Origin of the sequence: Methylobacterium ajmalii (genome assembly GCF_016613415.1) — a bacterium.
In the GTDB taxonomy this organism is placed as follows: Bacteria; Pseudomonadota; Alphaproteobacteria; order Rhizobiales; family Beijerinckiaceae; genus Methylobacterium; species Methylobacterium ajmalii.
Map to the genome: position 1 here is coordinate 1 of NZ_JACWCT010000118.1, position 17,797 is coordinate 17,797.

At 72.1% G+C, this 17,797-nt stretch carries 14 protein-coding genes; 6 read left to right on the forward strand and 8 right to left on the reverse strand.

What is annotated here, in order from left to right; translation table 11 throughout:
* Positions 1-139 precede the first annotated feature (139 nt).
* Positions 140-373 carry a putative signal transducing protein gene (locus HPY23_RS21910; protein WP_060850889.1) on the reverse strand — a complete coding sequence of 78 codons (234 nt, stop codon included), beginning with the start codon at positions 371-373 and terminating at the stop codon, positions 140-142.
* A 203-nt stretch (positions 374-576) separates the two neighbouring features.
* On the opposite strand from HPY23_RS21910, the gene HPY23_RS21915 reads away from it, so the two are divergent.
* On the forward strand, positions 577-1,605 hold the full coding sequence (locus tag HPY23_RS21915; protein ID WP_060850265.1) for a polyprenyl synthetase family protein: 1,029 nt from the start codon (positions 577-579) through the stop codon (positions 1,603-1,605).
* A gap of 112 nt (positions 1,606-1,717) precedes the next feature.
* Here the strand turns inward: HPY23_RS21915 and HPY23_RS21920 are convergent, their stop codons facing one another.
* Together HPY23_RS21920 and HPY23_RS21925 are read right to left on the reverse strand one after the other, a co-directional pair.
* Positions 1,718-2,605: a 4-(cytidine 5'-diphospho)-2-C-methyl-D-erythritol kinase gene (locus HPY23_RS21920; RefSeq protein WP_091889022.1), complete on the reverse strand. Its 888-nt coding sequence runs from the start codon at positions 2,603-2,605 to the stop codon at positions 1,718-1,720.
* Positions 2,606-2,706: 101 nt separating this feature from the next.
* A complete protein-coding gene (locus HPY23_RS21925; RefSeq protein ID WP_244533625.1) occupies positions 2,707-4,572 on the reverse strand; it encodes a tetratricopeptide repeat protein in 1,866 nt (621 codons plus the stop codon).
* Positions 4,573-4,832: 260 nt separating this feature from the next.
* Between HPY23_RS21925 and HPY23_RS32710 the strand changes: the two genes are divergently transcribed.
* Positions 4,833-6,890, forward strand: coding sequence for a methyl-accepting chemotaxis protein (locus HPY23_RS32710; RefSeq protein WP_091889024.1), 2,058 nt, complete (start codon positions 4,833-4,835; stop codon positions 6,888-6,890).
* Positions 6,891-6,993: 103 nt separating this feature from the next.
* Here HPY23_RS32710 and HPY23_RS21935 read toward each other — a convergent pair whose 3' ends face one another.
* On the reverse strand, positions 6,994-8,658 hold the full coding sequence (locus HPY23_RS21935; protein ID WP_060850262.1) for an electron transfer flavoprotein-ubiquinone oxidoreductase: 1,665 nt from the start codon (positions 8,656-8,658) through the stop codon (positions 6,994-6,996).
* 195 nt (positions 8,659-8,853) lie between these two features.
* Between HPY23_RS21935 and HPY23_RS21940 the strand changes: the two genes are divergently transcribed.
* The 3 genes from HPY23_RS21940 to moaB all read left to right on the forward strand — a co-directional run bounded on the left by HPY23_RS21940 (position 8,854) and on the right by moaB (position 11,495).
* Positions 8,854-9,840 carry a uracil-DNA glycosylase family protein gene (locus HPY23_RS21940; protein WP_091889026.1) on the forward strand — a complete coding sequence of 329 codons (987 nt, stop codon included), beginning with the start codon at positions 8,854-8,856 and terminating at the stop codon, positions 9,838-9,840.
* A 120-nt stretch (positions 9,841-9,960) separates the two neighbouring features.
* Positions 9,961-10,869, forward strand: coding sequence for a KPN_02809 family neutral zinc metallopeptidase (gene ypfJ / locus HPY23_RS21945; protein WP_060850260.1), 909 nt, complete (start codon positions 9,961-9,963; stop codon positions 10,867-10,869).
* The gene (moaB, locus tag HPY23_RS21950; protein WP_091889028.1) at positions 10,869-11,495 is read left to right on the forward strand and encodes a molybdenum cofactor biosynthesis protein B; all 627 of its coding nucleotides are present in this window, start codon (positions 10,869-10,871) and stop codon (positions 11,493-11,495) included. Before ypfJ ends, moaB begins: the two co-directional genes overlap by 1 nt.
* Here the strand turns inward: moaB and HPY23_RS21955 are convergent.
* The gene (locus tag HPY23_RS21955) at positions 11,461-11,976 is read right to left on the reverse strand and encodes a hypothetical protein (RefSeq protein ID WP_091889030.1); all 516 of its coding nucleotides are present in this window, start codon (positions 11,974-11,976) and stop codon (positions 11,461-11,463) included. The genes moaB and HPY23_RS21955 overlap by 35 nt on opposite strands.
* A gap of 119 nt (positions 11,977-12,095) precedes the next feature.
* On the opposite strand from HPY23_RS21955, the gene HPY23_RS21960 reads away from it, so the two are divergent.
* Positions 12,096-13,208, forward strand: a complete 1,113-nt coding sequence (locus HPY23_RS21960; protein WP_091889033.1) for a PA0069 family radical SAM protein — start codon at positions 12,096-12,098, stop codon at positions 13,206-13,208.
* 106 nt (positions 13,209-13,314) lie between these two features.
* On the opposite strand, the gene mtnA is transcribed toward HPY23_RS21960, so the two are convergent.
* The 3 genes from mtnA to HPY23_RS21975 form a co-directional block, all read right to left on the reverse strand.
* Positions 13,315-14,412: an S-methyl-5-thioribose-1-phosphate isomerase gene (gene mtnA / locus HPY23_RS21965; protein ID WP_091889035.1), complete on the reverse strand. Its 1,098-nt coding sequence runs from the start codon at positions 14,410-14,412 to the stop codon at positions 13,315-13,317.
* An 85-nt stretch (positions 14,413-14,497) separates the two neighbouring features.
* The gene (gene serA / locus HPY23_RS21970; RefSeq protein WP_091889037.1) at positions 14,498-16,096 is read right to left on the reverse strand and encodes a phosphoglycerate dehydrogenase; all 1,599 of its coding nucleotides are present in this window, start codon (positions 16,094-16,096) and stop codon (positions 14,498-14,500) included.
* Between the two features lie 395 nt (positions 16,097-16,491).
* Positions 16,492-17,667, reverse strand: a complete 1,176-nt coding sequence (locus tag HPY23_RS21975) for a phosphoserine transaminase (protein WP_091889039.1) — start codon at positions 17,665-17,667, stop codon at positions 16,492-16,494.
* Between the last annotated feature and the right edge of the window lie 130 nt (positions 17,668-17,797).

The following is a 17,797-nucleotide window of genomic DNA, read 5'->3' on the forward strand; positions in this document are numbered from 1 at the left end:
GTCGCACACGGTCTCGCCGGCCCGCGCGCCGGCGGTCGCGGCGAGCAGCACCGCGTCGGTGCCGGCCCGGTGGCCGCCGCGCGCCGGCTGGCGCAGGACGAGCCGGCCGCCGAGCCAGTGATCCGGCCGGGAATCCGGCTCAGGGGCGGGGTTCATCGCGCAGCTCGTGGGCGAGGCCGGCATCGACCAGGAGGCGCCTCGCCTGGCGGGCATGGTCTTCCGGCACCAGCAGCCGGCGCGGGAAGGCGCCGATCATCCCCTCCATCACGCTGATGTGGTTGTCGGCGACGAGAACCGGGATGTCGGCCCCGGCCAGGAGCGATTCCGCGAAGCCGATCAGGACGAGGTCGTTGGTGCGGATGAGCTCGATCATGGTGACGTGCGGGGTCCTGTCTCGGATCGCGGCGGCCATACCACACCTCCCGTCCGGTTGCTCCGCATCCCCAGCGCGCCGGGCCGGTTGCAGGCCTTGCGGCAGCTTGCGTGTTGCCGCCGGGGGCGCTCGCGTGCCAAAGGGGGCGTGAATGGACCGAGGTGCCCCGGTATCCGGGGCGGCTCTCAGGAGATCGCGCGGGCGTGGGCGTCGTACTTCCCCTTCACGAGAGACCCTCCGATCCGGAGGCCGGCCTCGAGGCCCTGGTGGGGCTCGTGGCGGGCGGGATGGAGCGCGTCAACGCGATGATCCTGTCGCGCACCGGCTCCGACGTGACGATGATCCCGGAGGTCGCCAACCATCTGATCTCCTCCGGCGGCAAGCGGCTGCGTCCGATCCTGACCCTCGCGACCGCCGCGCTCACCGGGTACGACCCGGCGCGCGACGGCGACGTCAAGCTCGCCGCCAGCGTCGAGTTCATGCACACCGCGACGCTCCTGCACGACGACGTGGTCGACGAGAGCGACATGCGCCGCGGCAAGGTCGCGGCCCGGATCAAGTGGGGCAACGAGGCCAGCGTCCTCGTCGGCGACTTCCTGCTTGGCCAGGCCTTCAAGATGATGGTCGAGGTCGGCTCGCTGCGCGCCCTCGACATCCTGTCCTCCGCCGCCTCGGTGATCGCCGAGGGCGAGGTGATGCAGCTCACCGCCGCCCGCTCGACCGAGACCACCGAGGACGAGTACCTCGCGGTCATCCGGGCGAAGACCGCCGAGCTGTTCGCCGCCGCCTGCGAGGTCGGCCCGGTCATCGCCGAGCGCCCGAAGGCCGAGATGGCCGCCTGCCGCAGCTACGGCATGAATCTCGGCATCGCCTTCCAGCTCGTCGACGACGCCCTCGATTACGGCGGCACCAGCGCCGACCTCGGCAAGAACGTCGGCGACGATTTCCGCGAGGGCAAGATCACCCTGCCGGTGGTGCTGTCGTTCCGCCGCGGCAGCGACGAGGAGCGGGCGTTCTGGCGCCGCACCCTGGAGCGCCAGGAGATCGAGGAGCCCCGCGACCTCGACGAGGCGCTCGCGATTATGCGCCGCCACCGCGCCCTGGAGGACACGATCGAGCGCGCCCGGCATTACGGCGCCATGGCCAAGGACGCGCTGGCGATCTTCCCGGATTCGCCGATGAGGCGGGCCCTGCTCGAAGCCGTGGATTTCTGCATCGCTCGGGCGCGGTAGCCGCCCGCTCGTCGCTCGGAACGACCTGGGACGCGGCGCAAGCCGGAACGGCGAGGCTCGCCGCCTGCCGTCCCGGTCCGCGCGCTCCGCCGGCGGCGCGCGAATTCGGATCCTACCGCAGCAGCGTCGCCCGCACCCACCAGCCCGGCTGCGCCGCCGTGATGGTGCGCGCCGCCCGGACCGCCGCCGAGCGGTGGCCGAACAACCCGAACACCGTCGCCCCCGAGCCCGACATCCGGGCGAGCCGGCAATCCGCCTGGTCGCGCAGGGCCGCGAGCGTGTCGCCGATCACCGGGGCGACCGTCAGGGCCGGGGCTTCGAGGTCGTTGCGGGCCGGCGCGATGCGGGCGATCACGGCGTCGAGACCGGACAGCCCGTCGACCGCCGGATGGGTCTCGGCGGCCAGGGGATGCGCCTCGCCGACCTTGAGCCCGAGGGCGCGGAAGACCGGCGCCGTCTCGACCGGGACGCCCGGATTGATCAGCACCGCCGGCATCGGCGGCAGGGGGAGGGCGGGGCCCACCGCCTCGCCGGCGCCCCGCATCATCCGGGCCCGCGGATCGAGGCAGACCGGCACGTCGGCGCCGGTGCGGCGCGCCGCCGCCATCAGGGCCGGGTGGTCGGGCGAGAGGCCGTTGAGGCGGCCCAGCAGCCGCAGCGCCGCCGCCGCATCCGACGAGCCGCCGCCGATCCCCGCCGCCACCGGCAGCCGCTTGACGAGGTGGAAGCGTCCGACCGTCAGGCCCGGCACTTCGGCGGCGAGGTGGCGGGCCGCCCGCACCACGAGGTTGTCGTCGAGCGGACCGGCCGGACCCGCGGTCGGACCGGTGACCGCGAGATCGAGCGCCGGTCCCGGCTCCAGGCTCAGGAGGTCGCCCGCGGAGGAGCCGGCGAAGACCACCAGGCTCTCCAGGGCGTGGTAGCCGTCGCCGGGGCGCCGGCCGAGGACGTGCAGGGTCAGGTTGATCTTGGCGGGCGCGCGGGTGGCGAGGGGGAGCACGGCGACGTCTCTCGAACGGCAGGTCTTCAACGGCGAAGGGGCGCGGTGCCTGTCCGGCACCGCGCCCGCGGTCGTAATTCCGATGGAGGAGAGGAGGGGCCTCAGCCCCCGCTCTTCGTCTCGGTGCCCATCGCCGGCGGCTCGGTCGGCGCCGGGGCGCCCTTCGGCATCTCGGGCTGGGGCGCCGGGGCGGGCTGGCTCTCGGCGGTGGCGGCCGGTTTTTCCAGCTCCGGCAGCCCGTCCTTGAGCTTCGCCTCGATCTTCGCCAGGTCCTCCGGCTCGGGGTTCAGGTCCTTGGCGTGCTGCCACTGGAACTTGCCCTCGAGCCGCCGGCCGGAGCGCCAGTAGGCGTCCCCGAGGTGATCGTTGATCGTGGGATCGCCCGGCTTCAGCTCGATCGCCTTCTCGAGCTCGCGCACCGCGTCGTCCCAGCGGCCGAGGCGGTAATAGGCCCAGCCCAGGCTGTCGATGATCATGCCGTCGCGCGGTTGGAGGTCGACCGCCTGCTTCAGCATGCGGAAGGCCTCGTCGATGTTCATGTTCTGGTCGACCCAGGAATAGGCCAGGTAGTTCAGCACCTGGGCGCGGCCGTTCGGCTGCGTCGCCGGCACCAGCTCCAGCGCCTTCTTCAGGTCGGCCTCGGCCTTCGGCCAATCCTTGGCCCGCTCGTAGGACGTACCGCGGAAGTAGTACAGGGTCCAGTAGTTGCGTGCCGGCTGGTCGCCGATCAGGTCGATCGCCTTGGTGTAGGTCTGGGTCGACTCGATGTACTTCTTGCGCGAGCGCTGCACGTTGCCGAGCGCCGAGATCACGTCGATGTCGTTCGGGTAGGTCTTGGCGACCTGGTCGAGATGGGCGAGCGCCTCCTCGCCCTTGCCCATCTGCTCGAGGTTGAGCCCGATCTGGATGTCGGCGTTGAGCTTGAGCGGCGAGCTCGCCGGCATGCGGGCGAAGACCTCGTTCGCCCGGTCGGGCGCCTTCATCCGCTCCAGCGTGTCGGCCAGCGTCAGCAGCGCCAGGGAATGCTCGGGCGCGAGGTAGAGGGCGAGGCGCAGGTACACCACCGCCGGCAGCTCGTCGCCCTGCGAGGTCCCGGCCGAGCCGAGACCGTAGAGCACCTCGGCGGCGCCCTCCTGGGCCGAGTTGATCAGGGGGGTGAGCGGCTTTCCGGCCTTCAGCTTGTCGAGGGCGTCGCGCACGATCGGGTGGCGCGGCAGGACGTTGTCGAATTCCTGGTAGGCCGCCACCGCGAGGTCGGGCCGGCCCGACTCGGCCTCGAAGCGCCCGTAGGCGTCGACGATGCGCAGGGTGTTGCGATCGGAATCGTAGGCCGATTTCAACCGGCGCTCCGCCTCGACCTTGTCGCCGACGAGCGCGGCGATCAGGCCCGCGTGGTAGTCGCGGAAGACGTTGTAGTAGCGCTCGCCCTTGAGCTTGTTGATCGTCTCCTGCGCCTTCTTGCCCTCGCCGGTCCCGGCATAGGACCAGGCGGTGAGCAGCGTCGAGGTCAGGTCGGCGGCCGCGCCCTTGCCGCCGCGCTGCAGGTTCTGGCGCGCCGCGGCGAATTGCTTGGCCTTGATCTTCTGCACGCCGAGCGCGAGCTGGGCGAGGCCGTTGGCCCCGTCGCGCTGCGTCAGCTTCTCGGCGGCGCGGAACGCCTCCGGCAGCGAGCCGTCGGCGAGCAGCGCCACGAAGGAGCGCTCCAGGAGTTCCGCGTTGCGCGGATCGCCCTTCACCGCCTCGCGGTAGTAGGTGGCGGCGGCGGCCGTGTCGCGGGAGGCGCCGGCGATGTAGGCGGCGAGGAAGTTGCCCTCCAGCGAATCGGCCGGCTCGTAGGATTGCGGCGCCGCCACCTCCCGCATCGGAAGCCGCGCGGCGTTGGCCGGCGCCGTCGAGGCGGCGAGGAGCAGGGCCAGCGCGGCGAGCGCATGTCCGCGGCGGGGGGCGGGGATTCGGGTCTTGAGCACCAAACTCGTGGCTCCGTGGTCGCGCCGGCCGCGGCGCCGGCACGCGAAATCGGCGCGACATTGGACCCTGCGCGGGGCAGCGGCAAGACCAAAGGGCGGCGGCGATGTGTCGGGGTGGGCGGCGGCTTGCCCGCCCGGCGGGCGCCGCCGCGGCTAACCGTGATCTCGGTTGCAGTGCAACCTGTAAGATCGATTTTAAGCATTCGAAGCCATAACACGACACGGCATCAATCGAGGGTGCCTCTTCGGAGCCGCCGGGCATGTCGTTGCGTGCACAAATTTTCGTCATCTTGGGTTCGGTCGGCTGCCTTCTGGTCTGGCTCTCCGGTTATCAGGTCGCCGAGGCGTGGCGGCAGGCCGACGTCATGCGGCGGGCGGCCGACGCCAACCGCGCGACCGACGGATTCTCCGCCGCCGCCGCCGCGCTCGCGGCCGAGCGCGGGTTGACGAACGGCTGGCTCGCCAAGCCTCCGGCCGCCTCGGAGCACCCGGCGCTCGCCCGATTGCGGGAGGAGGGGGACCGCCAGCTCGCAGGCGCCCTCGATGGCCTGCGCCGGGACGCGGCCGTGACCCGGGCCGCGGCCGCCCTCGACGAGGCGCGCCGCGACCTCGACGCCCTGCGCCGGCGGGTCGACCGGGTCCTGTCCGGCACGCCGGATGCCGACCTCGCCGCCGCCTGGTTCCCCGCCGCCACGGGCGTGATCACCCGCGAGCTCGCCCTGTTCGACGCGGTGCGGGCCGGGATCGCCGGCGCGGTGCCGGGCCCGATCCATCACGGCCTCGACGTGAAGCGGGCGCTGTGGGAGGCCGGCGAATATGCCGGGCGCGAGCGCGGGCGCCTCAACGGCGCGATCTCCGGGCGCCAGCCTCTCGCCGTCGACCAGATCCGCGGCCTGTCCGCCTTCGCCGGGCGCATCGAGGGCGCGCTCGCCGCCGCCCGCGCCTCCGGGGACGTGCTCGGCGACGGCGTCCGGGACGCGCTGTCCGCCGCCTCCCGCCGGGCCGAGGCGTTCGAGGCGACCCGTGCCGCCGTGTTCCGCGCCGGTGCCGCCCGCGAGCCCTATCCGGTGACCGCCGAGGAGTGGTTCCGCCAAGCGACCGAGGTGATCTCGGGTTTCGGCCAGGCCCGGGCCGCCGCCACCGCGGCGCTCGGCGCCGTCGTGGCCGAGGAGATCCGGGCGAGCGAGGGCTGGCTCGTCTCGGCCCTGGCGATCCTCGCCCTCGCCGTCGCCACGGTTGCCGGCGGCGCCCTGCTGCTGGTGCGGGGCGTCACCGGCCCGCTCGCCCGGATGATCGAGGCGATGCGCCGCCTCACCGCCGGCGACCTCGCCGTCGCGATCCCGTCCGCCTCGTCCCGCAGCGAGATCGGCGCCATGGCGAGCGCGATGGCGCAGCTGCGCGACGGCCTCGCCCGCGCCGCCGGCCTGGAGCAGGAGGCGGCCCTGGCCCGGGCGGGCGCGGAGGCCCAGCGCCGCGCGGCCCTGCGCGACCTCGCCGACCGGTTCGAGGGCGCGGTCGGCGGCGTCCTCATCGCGGTGACTGCGGCCTCCTCGGAGATGGAGGCCACGGCGCGCGGCATGACCGAGATCGCCGGGCGCACCGCCGGGCAGAGCACCACGGTCGCGGCGGCCGCCGAGGAGGCCTCGTCCAACGTCGCCACCGTGGCGGCGGCGGCCGGCCAGCTCGGCGCCTCGGTGGACGAGATCGGCCGCCGGATCGGCGCCTCGGCCGAGATGGCCCGCACCGCCTCCGAGGCCGCCGGGGAGACGGCCCGCCTCGTCCACGACCTGCAGCAGGGCGCGGCCAGGATCGGCGACGTGCTCGGGCTGATCTCGTCGATCGCCGACCAGACCAACCTCCTGGCGCTGAACGCCACCATCGAGGCGGCACGGGCCGGCGCGGCCGGACGGGGCTTCGCGGTGGTGGCCGCCGAGGTGAAGGCGCTCGCCGGGCAGACCGGGCGCGCCACCGCCGAGATCGCCGAGCAGGTGACCCGCATCCAGGGCTCGACCGAGAAGGCCGTGGCGGCGATCGGCGGCATCGCCGGGCGCATCGGCGAGATCAGCGACGCCTCGACCGCCGTCGCGGCGGCGGTGGAGGAGCAGGGCGCCGCGACCCAGGAGATCGTGCGCAACATCGGCGAGGCGGCCAAGGGCACCGGCGAGGTGACGGGCGGAGTCGTCCAGGTCGCGGGCGCCGCCGACGAGACCGGCGCTGCGGCGAGCCAGGTCCTCTCGGCCGCCAGCGAGCTGGCGCGCCAGTCCGAGCACCTGCGCGGCGAGGTCGGCCGGTTCCTCGCGACGGTCAGGGCGGCGTGACGATCAGGCGCTCGCCGCGAGAGAGAAGTCGCGGGCTCCCCTCTCCCGTACGGGAGAGGGGAGGTGCGCTTCGGTCGGAAGCGCGGGTAGCGGAGAACAGGGTCTACATGTTCACGTAGTTCGGACCGCCCGGGCCTTCCGGGGTGACCCAGTTGATGTTCTGGTTCGGGTCCTTGATGTCGCAAGTCTTGCAGTGGACGCAGTTCTGCGCGTTGATCTGGTAGCGCGGCGCACCGCCCTCCTCGACCCACTCGTAGACGCCGGCCGGGCAGTAGCGGCCGGACGGCCCGCCGAACACGTCGTGCTCGGAGGATTTCTGCAGCCCCATGTCCTTCACCTGGAGGTGGACCGGCTGGTCCTCCTCGTGGTTGGTGTTCGACAGGTAGACCGAGGAGAGCCGGTCGAAGGTCAGCACCCCATCGGGCTTGGGGTACTTGATCGGCGTCACGTCCTTGAGCGGCTTGGTGCAGGCGTAGTCCGGCTTGCCATGCTTGAGCGTGCCGAACAGCGACACGCCGGCGAGCTCGTTGAGCCACATGTCGAGGCCGCCCAAGCCCACGCCGACCATCGTGCCGTACTTCGACCACAGCGGCTTGACGTTGCGCACCCGCTTCAGGTCGTGACCGATCGGGCTCGAGCGCCAGCCCTCCTCGTAGGAGGTCAGCTCGTCCTGGGCGCGGCCGGCGGCGAGCGCCTCGTGGATCGCCCCGGCGGCCTGCATGCCCGACAGCACCGCGTTGTGCGAGCCCTTGATGCGCGGCACGTTGACGAAGCCGGCCGAGTCGCCGACGAGGCAGCCGCCCGGGAAGACGAGCTTGGGCACCGACTGCCAGCCGCCCTCCATGATCGCCCGGGCGCCGTAGCCGATGCGCTTGGCGCCCTCGAACACGTCCCGGATCATCGGGTGGGTCTTGAAGCGCTGGAACTCCTCGAACGGCGACAGGGTCGGGTTCTCGTAGTTCAGGTGCGTGACGAACCCGACCGAGACCAGGTGGTCGTCGAAGTGGTAGAGCCAGGAGCCGCCGCCGGCCTTGTTCGGCAGCGGCCAGCCCATCGAGTGCCGCACCAGCCCCGGCTGGAATTTCTCGGGCTTGACCTGCCACAGCTCCTTCACGCCGAGCCCGTATTTCTGGTGGTCGGAATGCTGGTTGAGGCGGTAGCGGTCGATCAGCTTCTTGGTCAGCGAGCCGCGGGCGCCCTCGCCGAACACCGTGTACTTGGCGCGCAGCTCCATGCCGCGGGTGAAGTCGTCCCGCGCGTCGCCCGAGCGGGCGATGCCGAGGTCGCCGGTGGCGATGCCCACGACCGCGCCCGCCTCGTCATAGAGAATCTCGGCGGCCGGGAAGCCCGGGTAGATCTCGACGCCGAGCTCTTCCGCCTTGCGGCCGAGGAACTTGGTCACGTTGGAGAGCGAGCCGACGAAGTTGCCGTGGTTGCTCATCAGCTTGGGGAAGGCGATGTTAGGCAGCGAGAGGCCGCCCGCCGGCCCGAGGAACAGGAACTCGTCCTTCACCACCTCGGTCTTGAGGGGGCGGTCCGGGTCCTCGCGCCAGCCGGGCGCCAGGCTATCGAGCCCGCTCGGGTCGATCACCGCGCCCGACAGGATGTGCGCGCCGACCTCGCTGCCCTTCTCGACCACCACCACCGACACCTCGGTGCCGGCTTCCGCGGCGAGCTGCTTCAGCTGGATGGCGGCAGCCAGCCCGGCCGGGCCCGCTCCGACGATCACCACGTCGAAGTCCATCGCCTCGCGTTCCGGCAGCTCCATCCCGTCTCTCCCTCTGTCTCGTATTAGTTCACATATAAACTATCGTGGACCGCCTCAAGCGGTTCCGTCGGCGGGACCGTGCGACGGCATGTCCCCCGGTGCAAGCGCCCGGGTCCGGGGCGGGGCACGAGATTGCCTGTGCGCGTCCTGTCGCGCCGGTTGTCCACAGCCGGGCGACACGCCACATCTCATCCCATGACGCCCGACGCTCCCGACAGCCGCGACCTGCTCTCCTTCCTCGACTTCCACGTCGAGGCCGGCGTCGACGTCGCGCTGGACGAGACGCCGCACGACCGCTTCGCCGAGCCGGAGGCCCCGCGCCGGGCCGTCCGGATGGCGGCCGCCGACGACGCGCCGTCCGCCGAGACCGCGCCGCCGCGCGAGATGGAGCGCCACGGGGCGCAGGGCCAGGAAGCCGCTCGCCAGGAAGCCGCTCGTCAGGAAGCATTTCGGCCGGAGACGTTTCGCCAGGAGACCTTCCGGCACGAGCCGGTCCGTCCGCCGCCGGCCCGGCCGGATGTTCCGCGTGCCGAACCGCAGACCACCTACGGCCGTTCCGCCGCCGCCGCCCCGGGCGAGGCGGCGGGCGATGCCCGGGAACTCGCCGCCACCGCGGCGAGCCTGGAGGAGCTCGAAGGGCTGCTCGCCCGGTTCGAGAGCTGCGCCCTGCGCTTCACCGCCAAGAACCTCGTCTTCGCCGACGGCAACCCGCAGGCACGGGTGATGTTCGTCGGCGAGGCGCCCGGCGCCGACGAGGACCGGATCGGCAAGCCGTTCATGGGCCGCTCGGGCCAGCTCCTCGACCGGATGATGGCGGCGGTCGGGCTCGACCGCACCAACGCCTATGTCGGCAACGTCGTGCCTTGGCGCCCGCCCGGCAACCGCAACCCGACCCCGCAGGAACTCGCGACCTGCAAGCCGTTCGTCGAGCGCCAGATCGCGCTCGCCGATCCCGACATCCTGGTCTGCCTCGGCGGCGTCGCCACCCAGGCGCTCGCCGGCACCAAGGACGGCATCCTGAAATCCCGCGGGCGCTGGTTCCCGTACCGGACCGCCAAGCGTGAGATCCGGCTGCTCGCCACCCTGCATCCCGCCTACCTGCTGCGCCAGCCGCTCCAGAAGCGCCTCGCCTGGCGCGACTTCCGGGCCCTGCGGGCCGCCCTCGACGAGAGCGGGCAGTAGGCGCGTGCGGCGCGGCCGCCCAAAGCGGAACCGTGCCGGCTCCCGTTGATTACTCTTGAGCCTCAGGCCTGCGCCGCGTAGCCGTCGCGGCCAAGGTTCACGGGCCGACGGGACGCTGACATGCGCTGGGAAGATTTTCGCACCTCCGACAACGTCGAAGACCGCCGCGGCGAGGGTGGCGGCGGCGGTGGCGGATTCGGATTCCCCGGGGGCGGCGCCGGGGGGCTGGGCATCGGCACCATCGTGATCCTGTGCATCATCGGCTGGGTCACCGGCATCAACCCGGCGATCCTGATCGGCGGCGCCGAGACCGTGACGCGCCAGCGCGCCCCGCAGGAGCAGCAGGGCCAGCCGCAGCCCGACCGGCGCACCGGCGCGCCGAGCGACCAGACCGGCAAGTTCGCCGCCGCCATTCTCGGCAACACCGAGGACGTGTGGAAGACGGTGCTGCCGAACCAGACCGGCCGCCAGTACACCCCGACCACGATGGTGCTGTATACCGGCGGCACCCGCAGCGGCTGCGGCCAGGCGCGGGCCGCCATGGGCCCGTTCTACTGCCCGCTCGACAAGAAGGTCTATCTCGATACCTCCTTCTTCAAGGAGATGGAGCAGAAGTTCCACGTCAAGGGCGATTTCGCCTACGCCTACGTGATCGCGCACGAGGTCGGCCACCACGTCCAGGACGTGCTCGGCATCCTGCCCAAGGTGCAGCAGAAGCAGCAGCAGGTCGGCGAGCGCGAGTCGAACGCCCTGTCGGTGCGCGTCGAGCTGATGGCCGACTGCCTCGCCGGCGTCTGGGCCAAGAACTCGAACGACCGCTTCAACGCGCTGGAGCCCGGCGACATCGAGGAGGCGATGCAGGCGGCGAGCGCCATCGGCGACGACAAGCTGCAGAAGCAGAGCCAGGGCTACGTGGTGCCCGATTCCTTCACCCACGGCTCCTCGGCCCAGCGCATGCGCTGGTTCCAGACCGGCTACCGCAGCGGCCAGACCCAGTCCTGCGACACCTTCCGGGCCTCGCAGCTCTGATGGCAAGTTCCGACCAGGGCCGCCTCGACCAAGGTCGCCTCGACCAAGGTCGCCTCGACCAATCCCGGGACTTCGTGCCGCTCGGCATCGCGGTGCTGACCGTCTCGGACACCCGCACGCCCGCCGACGACCGCTCCGGCGACACGCTGGCGGAGCGGCTGACCGCGGCGGGCCACCGGCTCGCCGACCGGGGGATCGTGCCGGACGAGGTCGAGGCGATCCGCGCCCGGGTCCGGGCCTGGGCGGCCGATCCGGCGGTGGACGTGGTGATCACCACCGGCGGCACCGGCTTCACCGGGCGCGACGTGACGCCCGAGGCGCTCGAGCCGTTGTTCGAGAAGCGGATGGACGGCTTCTCGGCGATCTTCCACCGCATCTCCTACGACAAGATCGGCACCTCGACCCTGCAGTCGCGGGCGACCGCCGGGGTCGTGAGCGCCACCTACGTGTTCGTGCTGCCGGGCTCGCCCGGGGCCTGCCGCGACGCCTGGGACGGGATCCTGGCGGCCCAGCTCGACTACCGGCACCGGCCGTGCAACTTCGTCGAGATCATGCCGCGCCTCGACGAGCACCTGAAGCGCGGGGCGGGCGTCAGCCCCGCAGCAGCGCCCCCCGCAGGGGCCTGACGGGCAGGCGGGCCCGGAGCGGCAGGCCGGCCCGCAGCGCCTCGACCCGCACGAGGTCGCCGGCCCGGACCTGCCGGGTTCCGGTCAGCGCCTCGCGCCGGCCGGCGATCCGCTCGAGGAGCGGCGCATGCGGGCGCCGCAGGCGGCCGACCGCCTCTGGCGTCGTCGTCGCGCCGAACCGGTCGAGCACCCGGATCCAGCCCTCCGCCGGCACGTCGCCTGCCTCCAGGCACAGCATCCAGGGCCGGCGCGCCAGGCCGGCCGCCGCCACCCAGGGGCTGCGTCCCCGCGCCACCAGCGCCGCTCCCGTGCTCTCCGCCATGGTGGCGACCTCCGGGTCCTCGGGATGCGCCGCCGCGATCACCGCATCCCCCACCACCCCCGCCGCGACCCCGGCCACCAGGGCCGCGAGGGTATCGGCGAGGACGTCGATGCGCTCGGGATCGATCGCGCCGGGGAGATGGATGGCTGCCGTGAACATGATCGCGCCATAGCGGATGGCGGACGGCGCGTCCTGCCTCGATCGACGGCATTCTTACCGGCCCTTGCGTTTGTTCTTGTTATGTTCGATTTTCCGTCGCGGTTGCGGCGGAGGTTCGAATGGAAGCGGAATGCGGAGGGGAGGCGCGCCGTCTCGCCGGATCGACCCCGGCGGCGCATGCCCGCCGCGGACGCGGTGCGACCGCCAATCCGAGCGGCCGCTTCGAGCCCGCGGACCGGGAGGCCTTCGCGGATGGCTGGGACATCGACGAGGACCTGCCGCCCCTGCGCACCGAGGTGACCCTGGAGCGGGCGCGCAGCATCATCACCCGCAACACGTCGCCCGATATCGGCTTCGACCGGTCGATCAACCCGTATCGCGGCTGCGAGCATGGCTGCGTCTACTGCTTCGCCCGGCCGAACCACGCCTATGCCGGCCTCTCGCCGGGCCTCGACTTCGAGACCAAGCTCTTCGCCAAGCCGGACGCGGCGGCGCTCCTGGAAACGGAACTCTCGGCCCGGGGCTACGCGCCCCGCACCATCGCGCTCGGCACCGCGACCGACCCGTACCAGCCGATCGAGCGGCGCTACCACCTGACGCGCCAGGTGCTCGAGGTGCTGGCGCGCTTCCGCCACCCCGTCGGCCTCGTCACCAAGTCCGACCTCGTGCTGCGCGACCTCGACATCCTGGGCGACTTGGCGAAGGACGGGCTGGTCAAGGTGGCGCTCTCGGTCACCACCCTCGATCCCGCCCTGGCCCGCCGGATGGAGCCCCGTGCCCCGCATCCCGAAAAACGCCTCGCGGCGATCCGGACGCTGGCCGAAGCGGGTATCCCCGCGATGGTCCTGGTGGCGCCGCTGATCCCGGGCCTCAACGATCACGAGATCGAAACGGTGCTGGCCCGCGCCCGGGAGGCCGGGGCGAGCGAGGCCGGCGGCGCATTGCTTCGCCTGCCGCACGAGCTCGCCGACCTGATGCGCGACTGGTTCGCCGAGCACTATCCCGACCGGGCCGGCCGGACCTTCTCGCTCCTCGCGCAGGCGCGCGGCGGCAAGGTCTACGACGCGACCTACGGGCGGCGCTTCACCGGGACGGGCCCGTATGCCGATCTCCTGGACCAGCGGATGCGCGTAGCGATGGCCCGGCTCGGCTATCCGCCGGAGCGGCTGCGGTTGCGAACCGACCTGTTCCGGGTGCCGGTGCGGGTGGGCGGGCAATACAGCCTGTTCTGACGGCAGATCTAAGTGAGATTTCCTGCTTACTGATAATCCTTTCGCTTGTTCCGGTCTTCAAATCATATCTTTCAACGAGGTTTCTATAAAAATCCACGGCCGCGCATCACGTCGCCGCTCGCCGCTCCGGATACAGTCCAAGCAGGCCCTCCGGCGTCGCCTCGGCCACGCCGCGCTCGGTGATGATGCCGGTGACGAGGCGGGCCGGCGTCACGTCGAAGGCCGGGTTCGCCACCGGGCTGCCCGGCGAGACCACCGCCACCGTCGCGAAGGCGCCGTCGTCGGTGCGGCCGGTGAGGTGGGTCACCTCGCGGGCGTCGCGCTCCTCGATCGGAATGCCGGCGACGCCGTCGGTGAGCGTCCAGTCGATGGTCGAGAACGGCAGCGCGGCGTAGAACGGCACGCCGCAATCGCGGGCGGCGAGCGCCTTCAGGTAGGTGCCGATCTTGTTGCAGACGTCGCCGGTCGAGGTCGTGCGGTCCGAGCCGACGATGCAGAGATCGACCTCTCCGTGCTGCATCAGGTGCCCGCCGGCATTGTCGGCGATGACCGTGTGGGGCACGCCGTGGGCGTTGAGCTCGAAGGCGGTCAGCGCCGCGCCCTGGTTGCGCGGGCGGGTCTCGTCGACGAAGACATGGACCGCCACGCCGGCATCGTGGGCGACGTAGATCGGCGCCAGCGCGGTACCCCAGTCGACGGTGGCGAGCCAGCCGGCATTGCAATGGGTCAGCACATTGACCGGCCCGGATTTCTTACGCGCGATCGCAGCGATCAGCGCCGCCCCGTGCTCGCCGATCGCCCGGCAGCTCGCCACGTCCTCGTCGGCGATCCGGGCGGCCTCCGCGAAGGAGGCGGCCTCGCGCTCGCCCGGCGACAGCGGCTGCAGCATCCCTGCCACCCGGTCGAGGGCCCAAGCCAGGTTGATCGCCGTCGGCCGGGTCGCCGCGAGCCGCGTTCGCGCCCCGTCGAGGTTGCGGTCGGACGGGTCCTCCCGCATCGCCAGCGCCAGGCCGTAGGCGGCGGTGGCGCCGATGAGGGGAGCGCCGCGCACGATCATGGTGCGGATCGCGACCGCGGCCTCCGCTTCGCTCCTCAGCGTCTTCGTCTCGAAGGCGAAGGGGAGGCGGGTCTGGTCGATCACGCAGATCCCCTCGCCGTCGGGCGCGGGGAAGATGGTGCGGTAGTGGCGGCCGTCGATCTTCATGGACAGGGTTTAGCACGAGCTCGGTGCGCCGCGCGACCGCGTCGGGGGGACGGGATCGCTGCAACGCGTCCCGCCCCCGACCGCTTCAGAACCTCACCGCCCGCGCCCGCTTCACCTGCGGGATCGCCTCGATCGCCTTCAGCAGGTCGCCCGAGACCGGCTCGTCGACGGCGGCAAAGCAGATCGCGTCGCCGCCCGGCCGGTCGCGTCCGAGATGGAAGGTGGCGACGTTGACCCCGGCCTCGCCCATCAGCGTGCCGAAGCGGCCGATGAAGCCGGGCTGGTCGGCGTTGCGGATGTAGAGCATGTGCGGCGCCACCGCGGCCTCGAGCGCGATGCCGCGGATCTCGACGAAGCGCGGGCGGCCGTCGCCGAACACCGTGCCGGCGGCGTCGCGGGGCATGTCCTCGGCCTCGACCGTGAGGTGGAGGCGCGAGGCGTAGGGCCCCTCGACGGCGGTGCGGGTCGCGGTCTCGACCTGGATGCCGCGGGCCCGCGCCACCTCGATCGCCGAGACCATGTTGACGCCCTCCAGGAACGGCCGCAGCGCGCCGGTCACCGCGGCGGCGGTGAGCGCCTTGGTGTTCAAGCCGGCCGCCTCGCCCTCGTAGACGATGCGGATGCCGCGGATCGGCGCCTCGGTGAGCTGGCCGAGAAACGAGCCGAGCTGCTCGGCGAGCGTCACGTAGGGCCGCAGCCGCGGCGCCTCCTCGGCGGAGATCGACGGGAAGTTGACCGCGTTGCGGATCGCCCCGTTGAGCAGGTAGTCGCTCATCTGCTCGGCGACCTGGAGCGCCACGTTCTCCTGCGCCTCGGTGGTCGAGGCGCCGAGATGCGGCGTGCAGACCATGTTCGGGTGGCCGAACAGCACGTTGTCCTTGGCCGGCTCCTCGGTGAACACGTCGAAGGCCGCGCCCGCGACGTGGCCGGATTCGAGAGCGGCGCGCAACGCCACCTCGTCGACGAGGCCGCCGCGGGCGCAGTTGACGATCCGCACCCCGGGCTTCGTGCGCGCCAGCGCCTCGGCCGACAGGATGTTGCGTGTCTTGTCCGTCAGCGGGACGTGCAGGGTGATGACGTCGGCCCGGCGCAGCAGCTCGTCGAGCTCGACCTTCTCGACGCCGAGCGCCACCGCGCGCTCGGGGGTGAGGAACGGGTCGTAGGCGACGACCCGCATCCGGAGGCCGATGCCGCGATCGGCCACGATCGCGCCGATATTGCCGCAGCCGATCACGCCCAACGTCTTGGCGGTCAGCTCGATGCCGAGGAAGCGGTTCTTCTCCCAGCGGCCGGCTTGCGTCGAGGCGTCGGCCTGCGGGATCTGGCGGGCAAGCGAGAGCATCAGCGCGATGGCGTGCTCGGCGGTGGTCACGGCGTTGCCGTGCGGCGTGTTCATCACGATCACGCCGCGGGCGGTGGCGGCCGGCACGTCGATGGTGTCGACGCCGATGCCGGCCCGGCCGATCACGGTGAGGTTGCTGGCGCGCTCCAGGAGCGCGGCGGTGACCTTCGTGGTCGAGCGGACGGCGAGGCCGTCATACTCGCCGATCGCCGCGGCGAGGGCTTCCTTGTCCTTGCCGAGCTCGGGGCGGAGATCGGCCTGGATCCCGCGCTCGCGGAAGATCGCGATCGCCGCGGGAGAGAGGGTGTCGGAGATCAGGACTTTTTTGATGGGGGTGGGCATGGCGGCCTCGAATGGGGTCGCGCCATCGCCCCGCTAAGGGAGCGGGTCGGTCGGGGGCTGTCGTCACACCGGGTCGCGCGCATGTCTCCTCTCCCCGCGGGCGGGGAGAGGGCTGCGTTCCCGTTCAGGGAACGCAGCGAGGCGGCAGCCGAGGGTGAGGGGGTGATGCCGGAGGAGTCTCATCCGGAGACACTTCCTCACCCTCGCTCCGGCTTTCGCCTGCGCTCGTCACGGCCCCGACAGGGGGGCCGCGACCCTCTCCCCGCCCGCGGGGAGGGGAGAAACCCGCGCTTCATTAGGCGATGTATGATTGTCGTCAGCCTTGTTCGGCCGACACCGGCTCCCGCTCGCGCGGGGCTCCGGCGCCGAATTTTTGGCGATGATGGGCTCGGGGATCAGGCCGCCTTCGTCAGGCGGGTCTTCTCCTGGGCGAAGGCCCAGTCGAGCCACGGCGTCAGGGCTTCGAGATCCGAGGCCTCGACGGTGGCGCCGCACCAGATCCGCAGGCCCGGAGGCGCGTCGCGGTAGGAGCCGATGTCGAGGGCGACGCCCTCGCGCTCGAGCGCCGTGGTGATGCCCTTGGCCACCGCCGCCACCGCTTCGGGGCCGCGTCCGACCACGTCGGGATCGCCGACCACCAGGCAGACGCTGGTGTTCGAGGCGGTCGCCGGATCCTCGGCGAGGTTGGCGATCCAGGGCGTGCGGGCGACCCAGTCGGCGATCACGCCGGCGTTGCGGTCGGCGCGGACGCGCAGGGCGGCCAGGCCGCCGAGCTTTTCGGCCCAGAGCAGAGCGTCGATGTAGTCCTCGACCGCCAGCATCGAGGGCGTGTTGATGGTCTCGCCCTGGAAGATGCCCTCGATCAGCTTGCCGCCCTTGGTCATGCGAAAGATCTTCGGCATCGGCCAGGCCGGGACGTGGCTCTCCAGCCGGGCGACGGCGCGGGGCGAGAGGATCAGCATGCCGTGGGCCGCCTCGCCGCCGAGCACCTTCTGCCAGGAGAAGGTCACGACATCGAGCTTTGGCCAGTCGAGGTCCTGCGCGAAGGCCGCCGAGGTGGCGTCGCAGATCGTCAGCCCCTCGCGGTCGGCCGCGATCCAGTCGGCGTTCGGCACGCGCACGCCCGAGGTGGTGCCGTTCCAGGTGAACACCACGTCGCGGGTGCGGGTATCGACGGTCGAGAGGTCGGGCAGGCGGCCATAGGGCGCCTTGATCACGCGGGCGTCGAGCTTGAGCTGCTTGATCGCGTCGGTGACCCAGGTCTCGCCGAAGGATTCCCAGGCCAGCATGTCGACCGGGCGGGCGCCGAGCAGCGACCACATCGCCATCTCGACGGCGCCGGTGTCGGAGGCCGGCACGATGCCGATGCGATAGTCGTCCGGCACCTGCAGCACGCTGCGGGTCAGGTCGATCGCCTGCTTGAGCTTGGCCTTGCCGAGCTTGGCCCGGTGCGAGCGGCCGAGCGCCGCGTCGGAGAGGGCGTCAGGGGTCCAGCCGGGGCGCTTGGCGCAGGGGCCGGACGAGAAGAAGGGCGCGCGCGGGCGCGCCTCGGGGAGGCGGGTCGTCGTCATGCTGTGTCCATCCTTCCAGATGGGCGCCTCTCGGTGGGGAGAGGTGTCCCGCCGCCGGGGATGCGCCGCGCCGGCCCCCGCGTCAAGCCTGCCGTCGGCGCACCCTGGCCGGCCGGTGTCCGCCCGGATA

Coding starts and splice junctions, on each gene's coding strand:
- ypfJ (WP_060850260.1), top strand. CDS start 9,961: ATGCGCTGGGAAGATTTTCGCACCTCCGACAACGTCGAAGACCGCCGC.
- HPY23_RS21910 (WP_060850889.1), bottom strand. CDS start 373: ATGATCGAGCTCATCCGCACCAACGACCTCGTCCTGATCGGCTTCGCG.
- mtnA (WP_091889035.1), bottom strand. CDS start 14,412: ATGAAGATCGACGGCCGCCACTACCGCACCATCTTCCCCGCGCCCGAC.
- HPY23_RS21940 (WP_091889026.1), top strand. CDS start 8,854: ATGACGCCCGACGCTCCCGACAGCCGCGACCTGCTCTCCTTCCTCGAC.
- HPY23_RS21960 (WP_091889033.1), top strand. CDS start 12,096: ATGGAAGCGGAATGCGGAGGGGAGGCGCGCCGTCTCGCCGGATCGACC.
- HPY23_RS21955 (WP_091889030.1), bottom strand. CDS start 11,976: ATGTTCACGGCAGCCATCCATCTCCCCGGCGCGATCGATCCCGAGCGC.
- HPY23_RS32710 (WP_091889024.1), top strand. CDS start 4,833: ATGTCGTTGCGTGCACAAATTTTCGTCATCTTGGGTTCGGTCGGCTGC.
- HPY23_RS21935 (WP_060850262.1), bottom strand. CDS start 8,658: ATGGAGCTGCCGGAACGCGAGGCGATGGACTTCGACGTGGTGATCGTC.
- moaB (WP_091889028.1), top strand. CDS start 10,869: ATGGCAAGTTCCGACCAGGGCCGCCTCGACCAAGGTCGCCTCGACCAA.
- HPY23_RS21975 (WP_091889039.1), bottom strand. CDS start 17,667: ATGACGACGACCCGCCTCCCCGAGGCGCGCCCGCGCGCGCCCTTCTTC.
- serA (WP_091889037.1), bottom strand. CDS start 16,096: ATGCCCACCCCCATCAAAAAAGTCCTGATCTCCGACACCCTCTCTCCC.